Origin of the sequence: Chryseobacterium sp. Leaf201 (assembly GCF_001421435.1) — a bacterium.
In the GTDB taxonomy this organism is placed as follows: Bacteria; Bacteroidota; Bacteroidia; order Flavobacteriales; family Weeksellaceae; genus Chryseobacterium.
In genome coordinates this window covers 26,092-44,628 of record NZ_LMKA01000053.1, presented here as the reverse complement: position 1 = coordinate 44,628, position 18,537 = coordinate 26,092, and the positions used below count along the sequence as shown (strand labels likewise).

Sequence of the window (18,537 nt, the reverse complement as noted above, 5' to 3'; positions counted from 1 at the left end):
AACTTATCTGTCTTTTTATGGTTTAAAATTGATTTTTCGTTATCTTCGTCATAATGAAAACTTTGCGACTACTTTTACTTTCTTTGAGCGGACTGGCTTTCGGGCAGAATATCCAGAGCATTCAGCTGTTCAACCCCCAGACGAATGATGAAACCCCGGTGATCAATTTCAATCAGCAGCTGGTGCTGAGTTTTGATGACCTTACCAACTCCAGTGAAATTTACAGGTATACCATCAAGCATTACAACAGAAACTGGGAAGACGACAACCTTTTCTTTACAGAAATTGCCAACGGAAGCATGAATGCCCTGCTGGATAAGTTTCAGTATTCATTCAATACATTGCAGGCATACACCCATTATAAGCTGACATTTCCGAACGAAAAAATACAGCCTAAGATTTCAGGGAATTTTGAGATCATTGTTTATAAAGATTCAGCAGATAAACCCTTGTTTAAAAGAAGGTTTTACCTGGTGGAAGACGCGGCAACGCTGGCTGTCGGCGCTTCGAGATTTGCCGATGCCAGAAAGCCGGATGCAAACCAGAGGGTAGAAGTGAAGGCTGTTTCAAAAGGAGGCGATCTGTCATCCAATGTCAATTCCATGACCCTGAATGTGATGCAGAACAACAATCCCAATGTTACGGTGAATAATTTAAAAGCAAGCACAACAATGGGGAACCAGCTGCTGTTCCAGCAGATGTCCCTTGTTTTTCCCGGCAATAATGAATTTTATTATTTCGATAATAAAAATATGAACATGGCGGCCGATATGGTACGTGCTACGGAAGTGAAAGAAGGCATTAACAATACCTATCTTCATCCGGTCTGGGCGTTCCCGCTGAATTACCAGTATCAGCCGGACGTAAACGGAGCTTGGTATTACAGGAGAAATGACCTGGGCAGGGAAAGGGATGCCGAAAGGGAAGCTGATTATTCGTGGGTGTACTTTTCATTGGATTCCGATCCTGCGGATAAGGAAATCTATGTGCTGGGAGGATTTAATAATTTTAAACCGGGCAAGGAAAACCAGATGCAGTATGATGCGGAAACCAAAAAGTATGTAGCGAAAATATATTTAAAGCAGGGTTTTTACAACTATATTTTAGCAACAAAAAATCCTGACGGCAGCATGAACTTCGGCGAAGTAAACGGAAATTTCTGGCAGACGGAAAACCTCTATCAAGCATTTCTGTATTATGCGCCTTTCGGAAGGAATTATGATGGGCTTATAGGATACGGGGAACTGAGAACACCGGTAAGATAATCCTGAAATCCTGACATATATCTGATAAATAAAAAAACCTTACAGAAAAGCTCTGTAAGGTTTCAATATAAAAATAGTCTGGAAGTTTTTATTGATTCAGGCTTTAAAAACTGCGGTAACCAGTAGATTCTCCTGGTCTTCAAAAATATAGTGAATATTTACCGGGAAAGCCCCCATAGGCTTTACGGTCAGTTCCTTTGATGTATGGTTTCCGGCGTGTAGAATAATAATTTCATTGATCGATTTTTTTAAATCTTCCAAAAAATTAATCCCCTTTTTTTCCTGTTCCGCATTAAAGACCCGCATCAGCAGCCTGATGTCATTTTTTGCAATGGAAGAAAGAAGGATCTTCATCACTATGCACAGCTTTTCTGAAGCTCGGAAATATTCTCGTAAAAATCCAGTTTCGTCATAGGATTTTCGTGATGAAACTGAATCCTGTATAAAATCTCCTCCAGCTGGAACTGAGGAATTGCCGGTTGGCTGGTTTCCTCAAAGCTTTCTACTATTCTGGCAAATGCTTCCAGGGTTTCCGGACTGAAATTCTCAATCTTGTTTTTTAAAATTTCGGCTGTTGCATTCATCATTTTAAAATTTTAAGGTTACTGATATGCTTTTGATGGGGTAAAGATATGAAAAATATAAATATTTATGAGTTTATTTTAAAATTAATAGGGGTATTGTTGTAATTTATTTATTATTTAATTGGTTGGATGTTTTTTTTAGGGGGTAATAGGTGATTTTTTTATTTTTACTATTGAGATATTTAATTTTCAGGAATGAAATCTATGTATAAAAAAAGACCTCCGTAAAACGAAGGTCATATATCTTAAACTAAATAAAACTCATTGAGCTTTTCCTCACAGAGGGTTTTTACCACTTCAATCCATCGGTCTTCATCATTCAGACATGGGATATAATGGAAATTTTCTCCTCCTGCATGGGTAAACTGGTGTTTTCCTTCAACGGAAATCTCTTCAAGGGTTTCCAGGCAGTCGGAAACGAAAGCCGGACAGACTACTGCCAGGTTTTTGATTCCTTTTTTAGGAATGGTTTCAAAGGTTTCATCCGTGTAAGGCTCGATCCATTTGTCTTTTCCCAGTCTCGACTGAAAAGAAACGATTACTTTCTCTTTAGGTAAATTAAGCTTTTCAATCACCGTTTCAGTGGTTTTGAAACACTGGTGGCGGTAACAGAACTGATGGCTCGGGTTTTCATCCCGTGTACAGCAGTCATTTAAATTACAGGTTTTGGTAGGGTCGGTTTTATAAATATGCCGTTCCGGGACTCCATGATAGGAGAACTGCAGGGCATCAAAATTTTCCGGCAGTTTTTCCCTGATGCTTTCCGCAAGACAGTTGATGTAAATCTCACGGTTGTAGAAAGGCTGGATATAATTGATTTTTACCTCCGGGAATTTTTCTTTTCTCACTTCTTCCGCTTTTTCAATAACGGTCTCGGTGGTGCTCATCGCATATTGCGGATACAGCGGGAAAAGAACGATTTCTGTAACACCCTGGTCAACAAGTTTTTTAATACCGGCTTCTATGCTCGGCTGGGCATACCGCATTCCTATTTCTACGGGAACATCTACCAGTTTCTGCAGCTTTTTCTGAATTTTTTCTGTGATAACAATCAGCGGAGAACCTTTGTCGGTCCAGACCGTCCGGTAAGCAGCAGCAGATTTTGCGGGCCTTGTATTCAGGATAATTCCGCGTACCAGAAGCGCACGGAAAATCCACCGGTAATCAATAACCTTTTCATCCATCAGGAATTCATCCAGATATTCCCGTACATCAGGTACAGAGGTAGATCTTGGTGAACCGAGATTGACTAATAATATTCCTTTCATATATCTAATGGGTAATGGGTAACGGATAATAAATAATCTGCATACAAATCACTTATTACCCACCACTTATTGCTAATGTTTTATCCGTTAACGGCCTCCACTCTTTCTACCAGGTCAGGAACGAATTGTTTTAAAATATTTTCAATTCCGTTTTTAAGGGTGGCCGTTGAGCTCGGGCATCCTGAACAGGCTCCCTGAAGAAGCATCCGGGCAGTTTTGCTCTCCTGGTCATATTCCATCAGAGAAATCTTTCCGCCGTCATTCTCCACAGCCGGTGCCACATATTCATTTAAAATATCAGAGATTTTCTGTTCGTCATCCGTATAGTCTCTGTTGATGATTTTTTCTACAGGGTTTTCATGCTTCTGGGATTCAACAGTGGAAATTTCGCCTCCGTTCTGCAGGTATTCAGCGATCAGTGCACGAACGGTCATCATTACCTGATGCCATTCTACAGACGTATCTTTGGTTACCGCCACGAAATTATCGGAAATAAAAACTTCCTTAACAAAATCAAATTCCTTGAAAATAGCCTGTGCCAAAGGAACGCCATCTGCCTGCTCTCTTGATTTTACTTCCACAAAACCTTCAAGAAGCAGTTTGTTGGAAACAAACTTCATTACATTCGGGTTCGGGGTCATTTCCGAGTAGATTTCATACATTTCTTTTTTCTTCTGCAGGTAAATCCTCGGGTTGGCCAGCAATTCGTCTTCAATTACATTTTTAAGGCTTTCTGCCACATGTTCCCATTCTATCGTATCCTGTTTGGCAACCGCTACAAAATTAGCCGTAATGAAAACTCTTTCCACAAACGGATAATTGAAAAGCTCCTGTGCCATAGGAATTTCCGAGATATCTGAATTTCTGTCCAGCTCCAAAGATCCCGGGATTAAATTGTAATCCGCGACAAATTTCATCACTTTCGGGTTTTCGGTTGGCTCTATAAGTATCGTACGCATTTTTTCTTTAAATTTGAGTTACAAAAATACGCAATTAGAAATTAGGAGCCCGAAGATCGAAGTTAGATTTTTGCTATCGGTATCATTTAAAACGATGAAGCAGAATTTAATTTTTTTCACGGCTCATTTGAAATAATCAAATCAAGACTTATGGCACTGATAAAAGAACTTTTAGGGAAAGCACCACAGATCGGGGAAAATACATTTTTGGCTGAAACGGCAACCGTAATCGGGGATGTTACGATGGGAAAAGACTGCAGCATTTGGTATAATGCGGTCATAAGAGGCGATGTTCATTATATTAAAATGGGAGATAAGGTTAATGTTCAGGATAATGCCATGCTGCACTGCACCTATCAGAAACACCCTCTGAATATCGGGAATAATGTATCAATCGGCCATAACGCAATTGTTCACGGATGTACCATTCATGATAATGTACTGATCGGGATGGGATCTATTGTGATGGACGACTGTCTGGTAGAAGAGAATTCCATTGTCGGAGCCGGTTCTGTGGTAACGCAGGGTACACACATCAAATCCGGGGAAGTCTGGGGCGGCGTGCCGGCAAGAAAGCTTAAGGATATCAATGCGCAGCTGCTTGAAGGGGAAGTAAACAGGATTGCTGATAATTACGTAAAATATTCTTCATGGTATAAATAAAATGTAAAACCTGTTGAAAGTTAAATATTGACTTGCCACCTATTGACGGCAATCAAAAATACCGCTTTATCAGCTCGATAAAGCGGTATTTTTGTATCATGAAAATGAAATGAATCAATTACTATTGCATTACGAATTAACCAGTTCTGCCTTTCCGTCAACACATTTAACAGAGGTAGGAGCAACAATCATCATACAGTCAGAAACAAGTCCGTATTTCTGGTTGAACGCTTTCACTTTCTCCGTGTAATCATTGATCCTGGCAAGAATGGCTGTTTCCATTTTTTTAGGATAGGCAATATAGAACTGTGGTCCGCCGCAGGCTTTGGCGCCCATCGGGGCAAAAGTCCATTCATTGGCATCGGTACATTTCTCTTTTGAAATTTCAGACTGGATTGAGTTTTTCAGCTGATCCAGCTGGGCCTGCTCATATTTCTGGCTGTTTTCATCAAGAGGCCTTTCCGAAACATCTTTCGGAAGGTTGGCATCCATATTTTTTGTTGAAGTACACGAAGCCATAAAAAGGGCCAGACATACGGCCAGTACAGGGATTTTCATATCGTATTTTTTCTCTTGTTACGCGGAAGTGTTTTCAAAACGTATGCCAAGGCAAAAATTTACATTTCATTTTCGTATTTTTGACAGCGATGAACAATCATTTTTTTGACTTAATAGAGCATACCAACCGGAGCATATTTTTAACGGGAAAAGCAGGAACCGGAAAAACGACATTCCTGAATGATTTTGTAAAACGGACAAGGAAAAAACACATTGTTGTAGCTCCGACGGGAATTGCCGCAATCAATGCGGGAGGCGTTACCATCCATTCAATGTTTGGGCTGCCGTTGCGTACTTTTTTACCAACTACCGAAAGGATAGACACCAGCATGGCCAATAACATCGCTGATCTGATGCCGCATTTCAAATACCGGAAAGATAAACTCAAGCTTCTCCGTGAAGTGGAAGTGGTGATTATTGATGAGGTTTCCATGCTGCGGGCAGACGTTCTGGATATGATGGATTTTTCACTGCGGTTCATCCGGAGGAATAATCAGCGGTTCGGAGGGGTTCAGATGCTTTTCATCGGGGATCTGTACCAGCTTCCGCCGGTGGTGAGGGACGAGCATATTTTAAGAATGTATTATAACTCTCCGTTCTTTTTTGACAGCCATGCCATCAAGGAAATCCCGTTGATTACGATAGAACTGACAAAAGTCTACCGGCAGTCTGATGAGAACTTTTTAGCAATACTGAATGCCATCCGTGATGGGGATGTTGCCAATATCAATTTTGATCATCTGAATGAAAGATATGATCCGGACTTTAATTCTAAAGAAGAGCCTTACGTTTATCTGTGTTCTCACAATAAAATGGCGGATGATATCAACCAAGAGAAGCTGGATCAGATTAAAGTGAGCCCCAAGACCTATGAAGCCAAGCTTTTCGGGGAGTTCAAGGAAAACCAGTTTCCGAATGAACAGTTCCTGGACCTGAAGATCGGGGCGCAGATTATGTTTATCCGGAATGATATTTCCGGGGAAAAAAGATATTTTAACGGAAAGCTGGGAGAAATTTCTGCTTTGGATGAAAATGAGATCAAAGTAATCCTCGACGGAAGCGAAAAGGAAATCACGGTAAAAAGAGAAGTCTGGGAACAGAAAAAATATTTCCTGGATACCGATAAAAATATCAAAGAAGAAGTGCTCGGAAGCTTTGAGCAGTTTCCGATTAAACTTGCCTGGGCGGTGACCATCCATAAAAGCCAGGGTCTGACATTTGACCGGGTTATTATTGATGCCGGGAAAAGCTTTACGGCAGGCCAGGTGTATGTGGCACTGTCACGTTGCCGGACCTTAGAAGGCATTGTTTTGAAGTCTAAAATAACGCCTGAGGTTATATTCAAGGACAACCGGATTCTAAAATTCCAGGGAGAAACCCATGCGAATGATAATGTGGAATCCATTTTAAATCAGGAAAAGTACGACTACAGCATCAGGAAAGTGCTTCGTACCATAGATTCCCAATGGCTTTTAAAAGAAGTGGAAGACTGGAATAGCCTTTCTCTTGTTACAAAAAATATTGATCATTTAAAAACAAAGCAGTTGTATGTTCAGCTGAAACCTGAAATCGTCAACCTCGGAAAAATCTTTGAAAAATTAGAAAGGGTCATTTCCCAAAAGGTGAATCTCTTTATTGAGAAGAAGGAAGAGTGGTCTGATATTGAAAATAAATCTAAAGGAGCCGTTAATTTCTTTTTTACCGAGGTAAGGGATAAAGTATTCAGTCCGCTGAAAGAATTTTATGCAGAGATCAAAGGCTCAAAAGGGCTGAAGCAGTACAATGAGGAATTCCGGGTATGGCTGGAAGATATTGAAGAATACCTGAACAGTCTGAAGGAGATCCATCTGCTGGAAACCAAGCTTCTGGAAGAAAAAAACAATAAGGAAGTCAGCATGAAAATTGCAAAAGTGCCGTCCCAGGTCCTTACTTTTCAGCTGTTTGAGCAGGGAAAAACCATTTCAGAAATTGCATTGGAACGAGGCCTGGTAAAAGAAACGGTCATCGGCCATCTGGCTAAATTTGCGGAACAGGGCTTACTGGATATTTCAAGAGTGATTACTTCAGATAAGATCAAAGCTTTTGAAGAACTGTTCCATAAAGATCCTAAAGAGACCTTAACCGAATGGAAAAGTGTATTGCCCAATGATTTTGAGTTTAATGAAATCCGGATTTTGATTAATCATTTTAATTATCAGAAGGAGAAAGTAAAATAGTTGAAAAAGGTTTAATAATTAACAATTACTAAACCTTTTTTGTTTTATTTATTCAGTAAATTCTGATTAACTCTGTACCCTACGATTTTTATATCTCCATTCTCGTTCTTTTCCATAGTAAAGGTTTCTTCTGTATGTTTTGTACCTCTTTTTACATCGTATGTAAAAAGATATTATCTAAGATTAGTTTTCGTCTGTTGTTATCCCAAAAAGTAGCATTCCGGCTTTCATCTCTGAATTCAGTTTCTGCATTTTCAATTTCATAAAATCTGCTTTTGTCAGTTTCAGTAAATTCAATTATGATGAATTTTTTTTCATCAAGACTATTGAAACCAACCAGTTTTAAATACTCATCAATCGAATTTTTATCAATCATAATTTTTCCGCTGCCAGATTGATGACGGTCTTTTCCGTTTTTTTTAACGCCGGAAACCCAATATTCTTCGCTGGTTTCGATATCAAAATGATTGGCGCTGGTTCCTGGATTTTTAAGTTTTTTTAATGCTTTCCCGTTAAAGTAAACTGTTTGTCCTGATTTTGAGAACTCTACAAAACCAATCCATGCCGGGCCATGATGACCGGAAGATTTATTTTCAATGTACATTATTTTTGATTCCATGATTTGAAATTAGTTCAGCAATATTAAGACTTTATTCCATGCCTTTATTTAACTGTGCATATTTTTAATATTAATAATCTCATCTTGAAAAGAATATAAGTTTCAAATATAAAAGTCCTTCATAACGTACCGTTAAATTATCAGACAGCAATTTTATTCCCATAGTTTTTCTCTCACCACACCAATCAATCCTATCAATTACAAAAAGTAACTAATGCAGATTATTAGCTTTAAATTTGTTTGGTTTTAAAAACTAAAATTTAAAATAATGAAGAATTTTGAAATATCGGTACTGGATCTTGCGCCTGTAAAACAGAACAAAACCATTCACGATACTTTTCAGGACAGTTTGTCTTTAGCAAACCATGCTGAGAATTTAGACTATAAAAGGTTCTGGCTTGCCGAACACCATAATATGGAAAGCATTGCCAGTTCTGCCACATCGGTTCTGATCGGTTTTATTGCCAACGGAACCAAAAAAATACGAGTAGGATCGGGCGGGATTATGCTTCCGAACCACAGTTCACTGGTTATTGCGGAACAGTTCGGGACTTTGGAATCGCTTTTTCCCGGAAGGATTGACCTCGGCCTCGGAAGAGCACCCGGAACCGACGGGCTGACGGCTCAGGCACTGGGACGGAACCCGGCCATCATCAACCAGCAGTTTCCGAGGCAGATCCTGGAATTGCAGACTTATTTTTCAAAGGATAATGCGGATGCTTTAGTGCGCGCCATTCCCGGGGAAGGGTTGGATATTCCGCTGTATATTCTCGGTTCCAGTACAGACAGTGCTTTCCTGGCTGCAGAACTTGGGCTTCCATATGCTTTTGCGGGACATTTTGCTCCGGAACAGATGGAAATGGCATTCAATATTTACCGACAGAATTTCGAGCCCTCAAAATATGCAGATCAACCTTATATTATTGCCTGTGTAAACGGAGTGGCTGCCGAAACCTCGGAAGAAGCGCATAAATTATCAACCACTTTATTCCAGACCTTCATCAATATCGTAAGAAATGATAGGAAGCCGTTTGCGCCGCCCGTTGAAAATATGGATGACATCTGGTCACTTATGGAAAAATCAATGGTCCTGCAGAAGCTGAGGTATACTTTTATCGGTGACCAGGCAGAAATTGCGGAAAAGCTGGAAAGTTTTCAGGCAGCATTTAATATAGATGAACTGATGATCACTTCCCATATTTACGATCATCAGAAAAGGCTGGAGTCTTATCATATTTTCAGAAAAGCAAAAGACTCTCTAGTTACCGTGTAACAAACCGTTTATATAAATTGGGAGATGCTTTTTTTATAAGTATCTTTGCCGAAATTTAAAGTAAAAATGTCCGATATTAAATTAAATACTATTCCGGAGGCTATCGAAGACCTTAAAAATGGTAAAATAATCATAGTGGTAGACGATGAAGACAGGGAAAATGAAGGTGATTTCCTGTGTGCAGCAGAACTGACAACTCCTGAACTGATCAATTTTATGGCCGTTCACGGAAGAGGCCTGATCTGTATGCCGCTTCCTGAAAAAAGATGTGATGAACTGGGACTTGATGTTATGGTAAGCCGCAGCAGCGATCCTAAGGAAACTGCTTTTACGGTCTCTGTTGACCTTCTCGGAAACGGAACTTCTACAGGGATTTCTGCCGGAGACAGGGCAAAAACGATTCTTGCTTTGATGGATGAAAATTCCAAGCCGACCGATTTTATGCGTCCGGGACATATTTTCCCGCTTCGTGCAAGAAAAGGCGGGGTTCTGAAAAGAGCAGGACACACCGAGGCAGCCATTGACCTTACTTGTCTGGCAGGTTTGAAAGAGGGTGGGGTGATCTGTGAAATCATGAACGAAGACGGTACCATGTCCCGTTTACCGGATCTGTATGCATTTGCGCAGAAACATAATATGAAGATTGTTTCCATTGAAGACCTGATTCATTATCAGCTTAAAAAAGGAAACCTTATCGAAAGAATTGAAGAGAGAAAAGTAAAAACCGCTTATGGTGATTACGATTTCCTTGCATTCCGGGAAACTTCCAATGACCAGATCCATTTTGCACTGACGAAAGGTACTTGGGCTGTTGATGAGCCTGTCCTGGTTAGGGTTCAGTCTTCTGATTCTTATTTCGATGTACTGACGAGGCTGAACAACGGTGAAAAGCCATTGCTGGAAAAAGTAACCCGCATGGTAAATGAAGCCGGAAAAGGAGCCATTATTTTTATCAATAACGTTTCCAATTCTGAAAATACACTGAGAAAGCTGCAGCAGTTCCTGAACTATCAGGACGGACAGCAGAAACACCCAACGGCCGCTTTCAATTACAGGGATTACGGGATCGGGACACAGATTCTGAAAAATCTCGGAATCAATAAGTTTAAAGTAATTACCCAAAACCCGGATATCAAGCCTCAGGTAGGCGGTTATGATGTTGAGGTGACGGAAATGGTACAGCTGTAAAATACAAATGTGTTTTGCTGAGGATTTCAGATTGTGAATCTGTTATAAAGTAAACCACAATTAAAAATTCATAAAAAATGGCCTGAGTACATCAGGCCATTTTTATTTCGTCAAAATTTCTGAATCCGTTAAGGAAATCTTTGATATTCATTCTTTTTTTACCTTCCAACTGCAGTTCTAAAGGAAAATATATTCCGTCTTTGGTAAATATCTTAAATTCGTTTTTTGAAATTTCTAAGCTTCCGACAGGCTTTCCGTGATGAGCAATTTCAAACTTTCCGCCGAATATTTTCAAGCCTTTTTCTTCTTCTCCTATTTTTAAAGTGGTGAAAGCAGCAGGATAAGGGGACATGCCCAGAATAAACTGGTGAACTTCTTTTGAGGTTTTGGTCCAGTCAATTCTTGTATCTTCCTTAAAAATCTTAAAAGCATTTTTAGGATGCTCAACATCAGGCTGAGGCTTTTCAGTAATTGAGTTTTCCGCTAATCCGTTCAACGTTTTTACCACCAGCTTGGCACCCATTTCCATTAACCGGTCATGAAGGCTCCCTGCATTTTCATCGGGCAGAATGGTTAATTCCTCCTGTAACAGAATATTTCCTTCGTCTATTTTTTCATTGATAAAGAAGGTTGTGGCTCCTGTTTTTTCTTCACCGTTGATTACGGCATAATTAATCGGGGCGGCACCCCGGTAATCCGGGAGCAGGGAAGCATGAAGATTAAAAGTCCCCATTTTAGGCATTTCAAAAAGTACTTTGGGCATCATTCTGAAAGCAACCACTACGAAAACATCAGCATCCAGTTTCCGCAAGTCTTCTAAAAACTCAGGATTTCTCAATTTCTCGGGCTGAAAAACAGGAAGGTTATTTTCGGTTGCAAAAACTTTTACCGGTGACTGATTAATTTTCTGTCCGCGTCCGCTTGCTTTATCGGCAACGGTTACCACACCTACCACCTGATGGTGGGACTGGTGGATGGCCTCCAGTGCGGTTTTGGCGAATTCAGGAGTTCCTAAAAATACGACTTTTAATGATTTCATAATGCAAAGATAGCGTCTTTGGGTTACAAGTTATAAATTATGGCGATGACTTTGTCTGTGATCTAGCGCAAAATTATCTTACGCCAATGAATAAGTTTTGAAATTCAGCATTTTCACTTTTCCGGAATCCAGCAGGAAAATTAGGTTTTCCAGGATATTTTCTTTGGAGTGGTAACTCAGCTGAATGGAAAGCTCCTCAATAGACGAAGGCCTTTTTGCCAGTAAGCCGATAATCTGGTTTGAAATATTTTTTCCGAAAATAGACTGCTTGTTTTTTTCACACACTGAACACTGCCCGCAGTTCTTGGATTTTTTCTCTCCGAAGTAGGCCAGGATCAGTTTCATTTTACAGTACTGGTTATCTTCAACATAAAATTTCATTTCTTCCCATTTCTGGATTTTATTTTTCTGGATATGCTCAAACAGTTTCCAGTAGGCGGCATTGTTTACCCTTTCGTCCCTCGGCTTTAGAAATTTGATACTTGATAAGGCACCGTCAACATATTCTATATAGCCTTTTTTCTGAAGCTCTTTTAATCGTTCTTTAATTAAATGAATACTCACACCGATTTTGTTGCTTACCTGCTGTTCGCTGAACATCACTTTATGCGTGGTGATCCCGGAAACAGAGCGGAGCATCAGCTCGATAAAGTAAGCATCTTTATGGGGCAACTGGTCAATTTCGTGTGCCTGCATTAAAAGCTGTAATGACGACAGGCTTTTATGATCGTTAAAATAAATGATCTCCTGATTGTGAAGGAAATTCAAAACATTTTTAATCTTTGCATTTGATAACCGGGTGAAATTCTGGATTCCGGCTGTATTGAGCTGGAAAACCTTATCCGGCATTTCAAATTCCGCTACCTGAAAAATAGAGTAGAGGTAGGTAATAATCTTTAAAAACTCCGCTTTATTGGGAATCTGGTTTTTTAGGATCTGATCAAAATTGATAATCTCCTGTTTATCCCAGAGTAAAAAAGCAAAGCTGTCCTGGCCGTCCCTGCCGGACCTCCCGATTTCCTGGTAGTAGTTTTCAATGGAAGGCGAAGGCGAGTAGTGAATAACAAACCGCACATTGTCTTTGTCAATCCCCATCCCGAAAGCATTGGTAGAAACCAGGACGTGCCTGTCACTGTTATTCCAGATCGTCTGTTTGGCATTTTTTTCTTTGGTTGTAAGGCCGGCGTGAAAGAAGTCCACATTGGTCATCTGTTTCTTAAGCAGAAATTCGGTGAGCTGTTCGGCTTCTTTTCTGGTTCTTACATAAATGATCCCTGCTTCTTCCGTAAACTTTAAAATATCGTAAATCCGCTGGAACTTGTCAGAAACTTCTTCGGTGAAAATCCTGATGTTTTCTCTTTTAAAACTTTTCTGAAAAACTTTCGGCTCTCTGAGCTCAAGCTTCAGCTTGATCTCTTCCAGGACTTTCGGGGTAGCAGTTGCCGTTAGGGCAAGACAGGGAATTTTCGGGTTGTTTGTCCGGAAATTTTTTATGTTCTGGTAGCTGGGACGGAAATCCTGGCCCCATTCTGAAATACAGTGCGCTTCGTCTACCGCAATAAATGACAGCTGGATTTCTTCAATGTTCTGTAAAAACTGTTTGTTTGTCAGACGTTCCGGTGAAACGTAGAGCATTTTTGTCAGCCCTTCCTTACAGCGGTTATAAATGCCTTCTGCATCATATTCATCCAGTTCAGAAGACAGGTATTCAGCTTCTATTCCTCTTGATTTCAATTGGTTTACCTGATCTTTCATCAGGGCCAACAAAGGGGAAATAATCAGGCAGGTTCCTTCTTTTAATAAAGCGGGCAGCTGATAACAGAGTGATTTGCCGGCTCCGGTAGGAAGCAGCACAAGGGTATCCTTTTCATTGACTACCGAATCAATGATGTCTTCCTGAGAATCGCGGAAATGATCATACCCCCAAAAATACTTTAAGGTTTTAAATTTTAGTTCTTGAAAATCTTGCTGAGAAATCATGGGATAAAAATAATGAAAGTATACCAACAAAAAAAGCCACGCAGTGCGTGACTTTAATATATTTACTGATAAAATTAAATGTATTATTTAGCTTCGAAGTAAACCCTTCTGTTTGCTCTGTTTTTCCATTCAGGACATTTAGTTGCAGGCTCACACTCAGGATATTTAAGGTCTTTTTCACCTCTACCTACTGCGTTTAGCTTACCGGACTGAACACCGTTCTTCATCAGATAATCTTTAACATTGTTTGCTCTTCTTTCAGAAAGTCTCTGGTTGTATGCTTCAGAAGCTCTTGTATCTGTTGCTCCAACTACAGTATAAGTTCCTGTTGAAGAGTTGATGTAGTTAACAGCATTGTTAAGGATAGGCGTGTTAGAAGGAAGAATTCTGTCTGAGTTCAGGTCAAATTCAATACCGTCTAATTTCGTTTCTTTTTCCTCTACCGGTCCACCTGCTGCAGGTGCAGTAGTAGGACATCCCTGGTTCTCTACAGGACCCGGAACGGTTACACACTTGTCGTAAAGGTCAATTACTCCGTCTAAGTCAGTATCTAAAGCAACACCGGCACCGTCAACTCTTGCGCCAGCAGGCGTATCAAGCTGTCTGTCCCAATCGTCGCAAACACCGTCATTATCAAGATCTCCTTTTTTACAAACTTCAATATCCTGGTTTTTATTAGCCAAAACATCTAATTTGTAATAGATTTCCTGAAGCGGGTCATGCCACATTAAGTGAGACTCATGTTTCCCTAACTTTAAAGAAATACCTAAAGTTGCATTGAAGAAGTTGTCAGAAACCTGCTCTTCACGTTGGTTGATCGCGCTGTATTTGCTTCCTCCTCCGTCAAATTCATCATCACCTGTAACTACATACATTGCTCTCGCTTCGATGTCAAGTCTTCTGTTAACTTTGTATTTAACTCCGGCACCAGCCTGAGCAAACATAGAACCCAATTGGAACGGCTTGATTTCAGTTACCATTCTCTGGCCCATGTTGTCTTTCTGATAAGCTCTGTAAGCGATAGTACCAACACCTGCATACCCGTGTAATGCCCATCTGAAAGGAGAATGGTTATCTACTCTTCTCAATAGGTTTGAAAAGTTGATGTCCCCTAACAATGAGATTGCATCATACTGGGTTCTTGCTCCTACCTGCTGATAAGCTACTGTATTGGTTGGAGCAGGATCTTTGGTGTTAAACCATCCCTGTCTTGTTTCCCCTCTGTCATACTGTAGATTAATACCGAAAGCATGGGTAATCGCTTTATCAATACTGATGTACGCTGAGTACCCGAAAAGGTTTTTACCGTTACCATTCTTGATAGACGTTAAGTCTGCAGATTGGATTAATGGTACACCGGCTCCCACTGAAATCGCCCAGTCATTAAATCTTTTTGATTTATTGGTAAACGGAGAAACGTTAGCAGAGCCTGAAGAGAATGTATTTGGATATTCTCCGGTTGAAACTACTGCAGTTGAGTCTTGTGCAAAGCCCGCTGTAGGTACAGCCAGCGCAAATGCAACAATTGCTAAACTTAATTTCATAGTGTATTTTTTATTTAGTTAATTAAATGATTTAGTTATTATTTAGTTGGTTGGGCATCCGTTGTTGTCAACAGGTCCCGGAACGGTTACACATTTATCGTATAAATCGATAACACCATCAAGGTCCATATCCAAAGCAACACCGGCTCCGTCTACTCTTGCACCTGCAGGTGTATCAAGCTGTCTGTCCCAATCGTCGCAAACACCGTCGTTATCAAGATCTCCTTTTTCGCATACTACAAAGTCAGCTTCTTTATTTTCAAGAACATTCATTCTGTAATAAGCTTCCTGTAAAGGATCATGCCATGCAAGGTGAGATAAATGCTTACCCAGTTTGAAGGAAACCCCTAAGTTAACCGTCAGTGCATTGTCAGATCTTTTTTTGCTGATCATGTTGTACTTGGAAACTTTTGAAGTAGGATCGTAATCATCAGGACCTGCGTATCCGCCGCCGTCAAATTCGTCATCGCCACTCATGACATACATGGCTCTTGCCTCAATATCAATAAGTTTTGAAACATTATATTTCACACCGGTACCGAATTGAAAGTACAGTGAGTTGAATTCCAGTTTTTGGTTAATGAATAAAGGGATTCTGGCAGGAGAGTTGCTCCATCTGAACTCATTATTATCGTGCAGTGATGTATTGAAGTTCATGAAACCGAAACCTGCGTATCCGTGTAATGCCCATCTGAAAGGAGAATGATTGTCTACTCTTCTCAATAAGTTTGAGAAGTTAACATCTCCTAATAAACCGATCTGATTAAATTTTGTATTGGCTTCCGCAACGCCCCCGGCAATACCGGCTGCTCCTTCAAGCTGTGCTTTCTGCGTAGTTTCACCTCTCTGATAGATAAGGCTCATTCCAAATACATGGGTAATCTGCTTGTCTAAGCTTACGTAGCTGTTGTATCCCCAGTTAACTTTCTTGTCATAGAATGATGTAAGGTCTGAATGCACCATAAAAGCGGCACCTCCTCCAACTGAAACGGACCAGTCATTGAATCTTTTAGCCTTGCTATTGAAAGGCTGAACATTGGCAGAACCTGAAGAGAATGTATTCGGATACATATCATTTGAAGTAACAGCAATACTATCCTGTGCATAAGTAGCAATAGGCAGAGTAGCCAATAATAATAAACCTAGTTTCATACAGTATGTTTTATGTTTTGATTTAAATAAAATCTTTTAATAGTTTATTTGAAAAAGCTCTTTCATAAAGATGCTTCTGGTGAGGTATTTTCAACCTCTCTGATGCAAATATCAGTCCATTATAGGTCACGATATCAATATCTATTATTCTATCGGTATATCCTCCGCTTGCTAGGGAATCGTTTAACCTGCCCATTTCTATTTCGATACTCTTAACAAAATCAAGCAGTTGGATAGGCGAAAGATGTGTCGATATTATCGTTGCAATATTACAAAAAATATTGGAACTGGCAAACTCTACGGGCTCCGATGTTAGGAATTCACTTATACGTAATATTTCGTTTCCCCCTTCTCTGATCTTTTCCAGGGCAGTCTCCACATTTTTTTTTTGATCTCCGAGGTTACTTCCGAGTAACAAAACGGCTTTATGCTGCGACATATTGTAAAATGATTGATTTATGAAAAGCTTTTTAAAAAATGTACTGGCAAATATAGTGGCTATTGTCATATTATGTGTCGTATTTTTCTTCTTTTTCATCGTAATGCTGGTCTTCAGCGCTATGGGGAATGAAAAAACTGCCGTGGTGAAAAAGAATTCCGTACTTGCCATTAACTTAAAAACCAATATAATAGACAGCCCTACAGAAGAAAGAAAAGGCTTATTTGATATCAGCGACCAAAATAAAAGTATTTTGATTTATGATGCGGTTGAAGCCATCAGAAAGGCCAAAACAGATGATAATATCAAAGGGATAAGTATTGAAGCAGATCAGCTGAATGCGGGGATTACGCAGATTGATGATCTCCGGAGTGCGATAGAAGATTTTAAAAAGAGTGGGAAATTTGTTTATGCCTATGGCAATGCCGTTTCTCAGTCTTCCTATTATTTAGGATCTGTAGCAGACCAGTATTACCTGAATCCTGCAGGTATGATTGAGCTTAAAGGCCTTGCTACAGAAGTGGCTTTCTTTAAAGATTTTGCTGATAAATACGGAATAGGGATTGAAGTTATCCGTCACGGTAAATTCAAATCTGCAGTGGAGCCTTTCCTGCGTAATGATATTTCCCCTGAAAACAAAGAACAGCTGGGAACGCTTCTGAATGATATCTGGAGAAATACATCATCCAAAATGGCGGTTTCCAGAAAAATTGATACGGCTCAGTTCAGAATGGTGATCGACAGCCTTTACGGGATGATTCCTGAATTAGGAGTAAAGTACAGGTTAGCAGATAAACTGATTCAGAAAACCCAGTATGATGACCTGATCAAATCAAAATTAGGAGTGAAGAAGGAAGAAAAATTAAATAAAATCTCTTTGGGTAAATATATCGCTTCTTATTCAGATGATGAAAAATCCGGGGACAGGGTAGCGGTGCTGTATGCTTCAGGCTCTATTAACAGCGGGGATGAGTATAATGACATCCATTCTGAAAAATATATCAAATATATCAAGGAACTTCAGGAAAATGATAAAGTGAAAGCCGTTGTTTTCAGAATCAATTCTCCCGGGGGAAGTGCCAATGCTTCAGATGAAATCCTGTTTGAGCTTCAGCAGCTGAAAAAGAAAAAGCCGCTTGTGGTTTCATTCGGGGATTATGCCGCTTCAGGAGGATATTATATTGCTATGGCTGCAGATAAGATTTATTCTGAGCCCAATACGCTTACAGGATCCATCGGTGTTTTCGGGGTTATTCCTTACTTTAAAGATATTGCCAACAAAAACGGGATCCGTGCTGATATTGTGGCTACCAATGCCAACTCCCAGTATTATTCATCATTAAACGGGGTGAGCCCTTACGGTGTAAGCATGATTACAAGAAGTGTGGAAGGTACCTATAAAAGATTTGTGCATTTTGTTACCCAGAACAGGAAGCAGACTTTTGAGCAGATTGACAATGTAGGAGGCGGAAGAGTGTGGAGCGGAACCAGAGCCAAACAGATCGGTCTCGTGGATGAATTGGGAACACTGAACGATGCGGTAAAATATGCAGCCGGTAAAGCAGGCTTGAAATCTTACGCGATATCATCATATCCTAAAAGGATGTCTCCTTTTGAGCAGATTTTTAAAGACCTTAATGAAGATGAAATTTCGGCAAGGCTGATTAAAAATAAAATCGGGAAAGCCAATTATGAAATCATGCAGCATGTGATGGAAAAAAGGAAACTGCAGTCTGAGGTGAAAATGGAAATGCCTTACCAGATTAAGATTGACTAAACTAAATTATATT

Annotated in this window: 16 protein-coding genes and 1 pseudogene; 6 read left to right on the top strand and 11 right to left on the bottom strand. The window is 40.0% G+C overall.

The genetic code is table 11. From position 1 onward, the window contains the following. Positions 1 to 53: 53 nt before the first annotated feature. Positions 54 to 1,265, top strand: a complete 1,212-nt coding sequence (locus ASE55_RS04845) for a type IX secretion system plug protein domain-containing protein (RefSeq protein ID WP_056216189.1) — start codon at positions 54 to 56, stop codon at positions 1,263 to 1,265. A 96-nt stretch (positions 1,266 to 1,361) separates the two neighbouring features. Here the strand turns inward: ASE55_RS04845 and ASE55_RS04840 are convergent, their stop codons facing one another. The 4 genes from ASE55_RS04840 to ASE55_RS04825 all read right to left on the bottom strand — a co-directional run bounded on the left by ASE55_RS04840 (position 1,362) and on the right by ASE55_RS04825 (position 4,076). Beyond that, positions 1,362 to 1,622, bottom strand: a complete 261-nt coding sequence (locus ASE55_RS04840) for a hypothetical protein (RefSeq protein ID WP_185116276.1) — start codon at positions 1,620 to 1,622, stop codon at positions 1,362 to 1,364. Next, a complete protein-coding gene (locus ASE55_RS04835; protein WP_128414499.1) occupies positions 1,622 to 1,852 on the bottom strand; it encodes a hypothetical protein in 231 nt (76 codons plus the stop codon). Before ASE55_RS04835 ends, ASE55_RS04840 begins: the two co-directional genes overlap by 1 nt. A gap of 242 nt (positions 1,853 to 2,094) precedes the next feature. After that, positions 2,095 to 3,117, bottom strand: coding sequence for a ferrochelatase (gene hemH / locus ASE55_RS04830; RefSeq protein ID WP_056216183.1), 1,023 nt, complete (start codon positions 3,115 to 3,117; stop codon positions 2,095 to 2,097). Positions 3,118 to 3,197: 80 nt separating this feature from the next. Continuing rightward, positions 3,198 to 4,076: a NifU family protein gene (locus ASE55_RS04825; RefSeq protein WP_056216180.1), complete on the bottom strand. Its 879-nt coding sequence runs from the start codon at positions 4,074 to 4,076 to the stop codon at positions 3,198 to 3,200. A 150-nt stretch (positions 4,077 to 4,226) separates the two neighbouring features. On the opposite strand from ASE55_RS04825, the gene ASE55_RS04820 reads away from it, so the two are divergent. Then, a complete protein-coding gene (locus ASE55_RS04820; protein ID WP_056216178.1) occupies positions 4,227 to 4,739 on the top strand; it encodes a gamma carbonic anhydrase family protein in 513 nt (170 codons plus the stop codon). Positions 4,740 to 4,868: 129 nt separating this feature from the next. Here ASE55_RS04820 and ASE55_RS04815 read toward each other — a convergent pair whose 3' ends face one another. Next, positions 4,869 to 5,297, bottom strand: a complete 429-nt coding sequence (locus tag ASE55_RS04815; RefSeq protein ID WP_056216176.1) for a hypothetical protein — start codon at positions 5,295 to 5,297, stop codon at positions 4,869 to 4,871. A gap of 89 nt (positions 5,298 to 5,386) precedes the next feature. On the opposite strand from ASE55_RS04815, the gene ASE55_RS04810 reads away from it, so the two are divergent. Next, complete coding sequence (locus ASE55_RS04810) at positions 5,387 to 7,513, top strand: helix-turn-helix domain-containing protein (protein WP_056216175.1); 2,127 nt, start codon at positions 5,387 to 5,389, stop codon at positions 7,511 to 7,513. A gap of 151 nt (positions 7,514 to 7,664) precedes the next feature. Here ASE55_RS04810 and ASE55_RS04805 read toward each other — a convergent pair whose 3' ends face one another. Continuing rightward, complete coding sequence (locus tag ASE55_RS04805; protein ID WP_185116275.1) at positions 7,665 to 8,132, bottom strand: hypothetical protein; 468 nt, start codon at positions 8,130 to 8,132, stop codon at positions 7,665 to 7,667. Between the two features lie 268 nt (positions 8,133 to 8,400). On the opposite strand from ASE55_RS04805, the gene ASE55_RS04800 reads away from it, so the two are divergent. Both ASE55_RS04800 and ribB read left to right on the top strand, forming a co-directional pair. After that, positions 8,401 to 9,405 (top strand): LLM class flavin-dependent oxidoreductase, encoded by a 1,005-nt coding sequence (locus tag ASE55_RS04800; protein WP_082474348.1) that lies wholly within the window; start codon positions 8,401 to 8,403, stop codon positions 9,403 to 9,405. Between the two features lie 66 nt (positions 9,406 to 9,471). Next, entirely contained in the window at positions 9,472 to 10,593 is a 1,122-nt protein-coding gene (gene ribB, locus ASE55_RS04795) for a 3,4-dihydroxy-2-butanone-4-phosphate synthase (protein WP_056216171.1), read from the top strand. 91 nt (positions 10,594 to 10,684) lie between these two features. On the opposite strand, the gene fmt is transcribed toward ribB, so the two are convergent. From fmt to folK, 5 genes and pseudogenes are all read right to left on the bottom strand, one after another. Beyond that, complete coding sequence (fmt, locus tag ASE55_RS04790; protein WP_056216169.1) at positions 10,685 to 11,632, bottom strand: methionyl-tRNA formyltransferase; 948 nt, start codon at positions 11,630 to 11,632, stop codon at positions 10,685 to 10,687. Between the two features lie 78 nt (positions 11,633 to 11,710). After that, the gene (locus ASE55_RS04785) at positions 11,711 to 13,612 is read right to left on the bottom strand and encodes an ATP-dependent DNA helicase RecQ (protein ID WP_056216167.1); all 1,902 of its coding nucleotides are present in this window, start codon (positions 13,610 to 13,612) and stop codon (positions 11,711 to 11,713) included. Between the two features lie 83 nt (positions 13,613 to 13,695). Then, positions 13,696 to 15,156 (bottom strand): OmpA family protein, encoded by a 1,461-nt coding sequence (locus tag ASE55_RS04780; protein ID WP_056216165.1) that lies wholly within the window; start codon positions 15,154 to 15,156, stop codon positions 13,696 to 13,698. A gap of 48 nt (positions 15,157 to 15,204) precedes the next feature. Next, a pseudogene (locus ASE55_RS04775) lies at positions 15,205 to 16,308 on the bottom strand (OmpA family protein); the annotation flags it as partial. A 22-nt stretch (positions 16,309 to 16,330) separates the two neighbouring features. Further along, positions 16,331 to 16,747 (bottom strand): 2-amino-4-hydroxy-6-hydroxymethyldihydropteridine diphosphokinase, encoded by a 417-nt coding sequence (gene folK, locus ASE55_RS04770; RefSeq protein ID WP_056216162.1) that lies wholly within the window; start codon positions 16,745 to 16,747, stop codon positions 16,331 to 16,333. A gap of 19 nt (positions 16,748 to 16,766) precedes the next feature. Between folK and sppA the strand changes: the two genes are divergently transcribed. After that, positions 16,767 to 18,524: a signal peptide peptidase SppA gene (sppA, locus tag ASE55_RS04765; RefSeq protein ID WP_056216160.1), complete on the top strand. Its 1,758-nt coding sequence runs from the start codon at positions 16,767 to 16,769 to the stop codon at positions 18,522 to 18,524. Positions 18,525 to 18,537 lie beyond the last annotated feature (13 nt).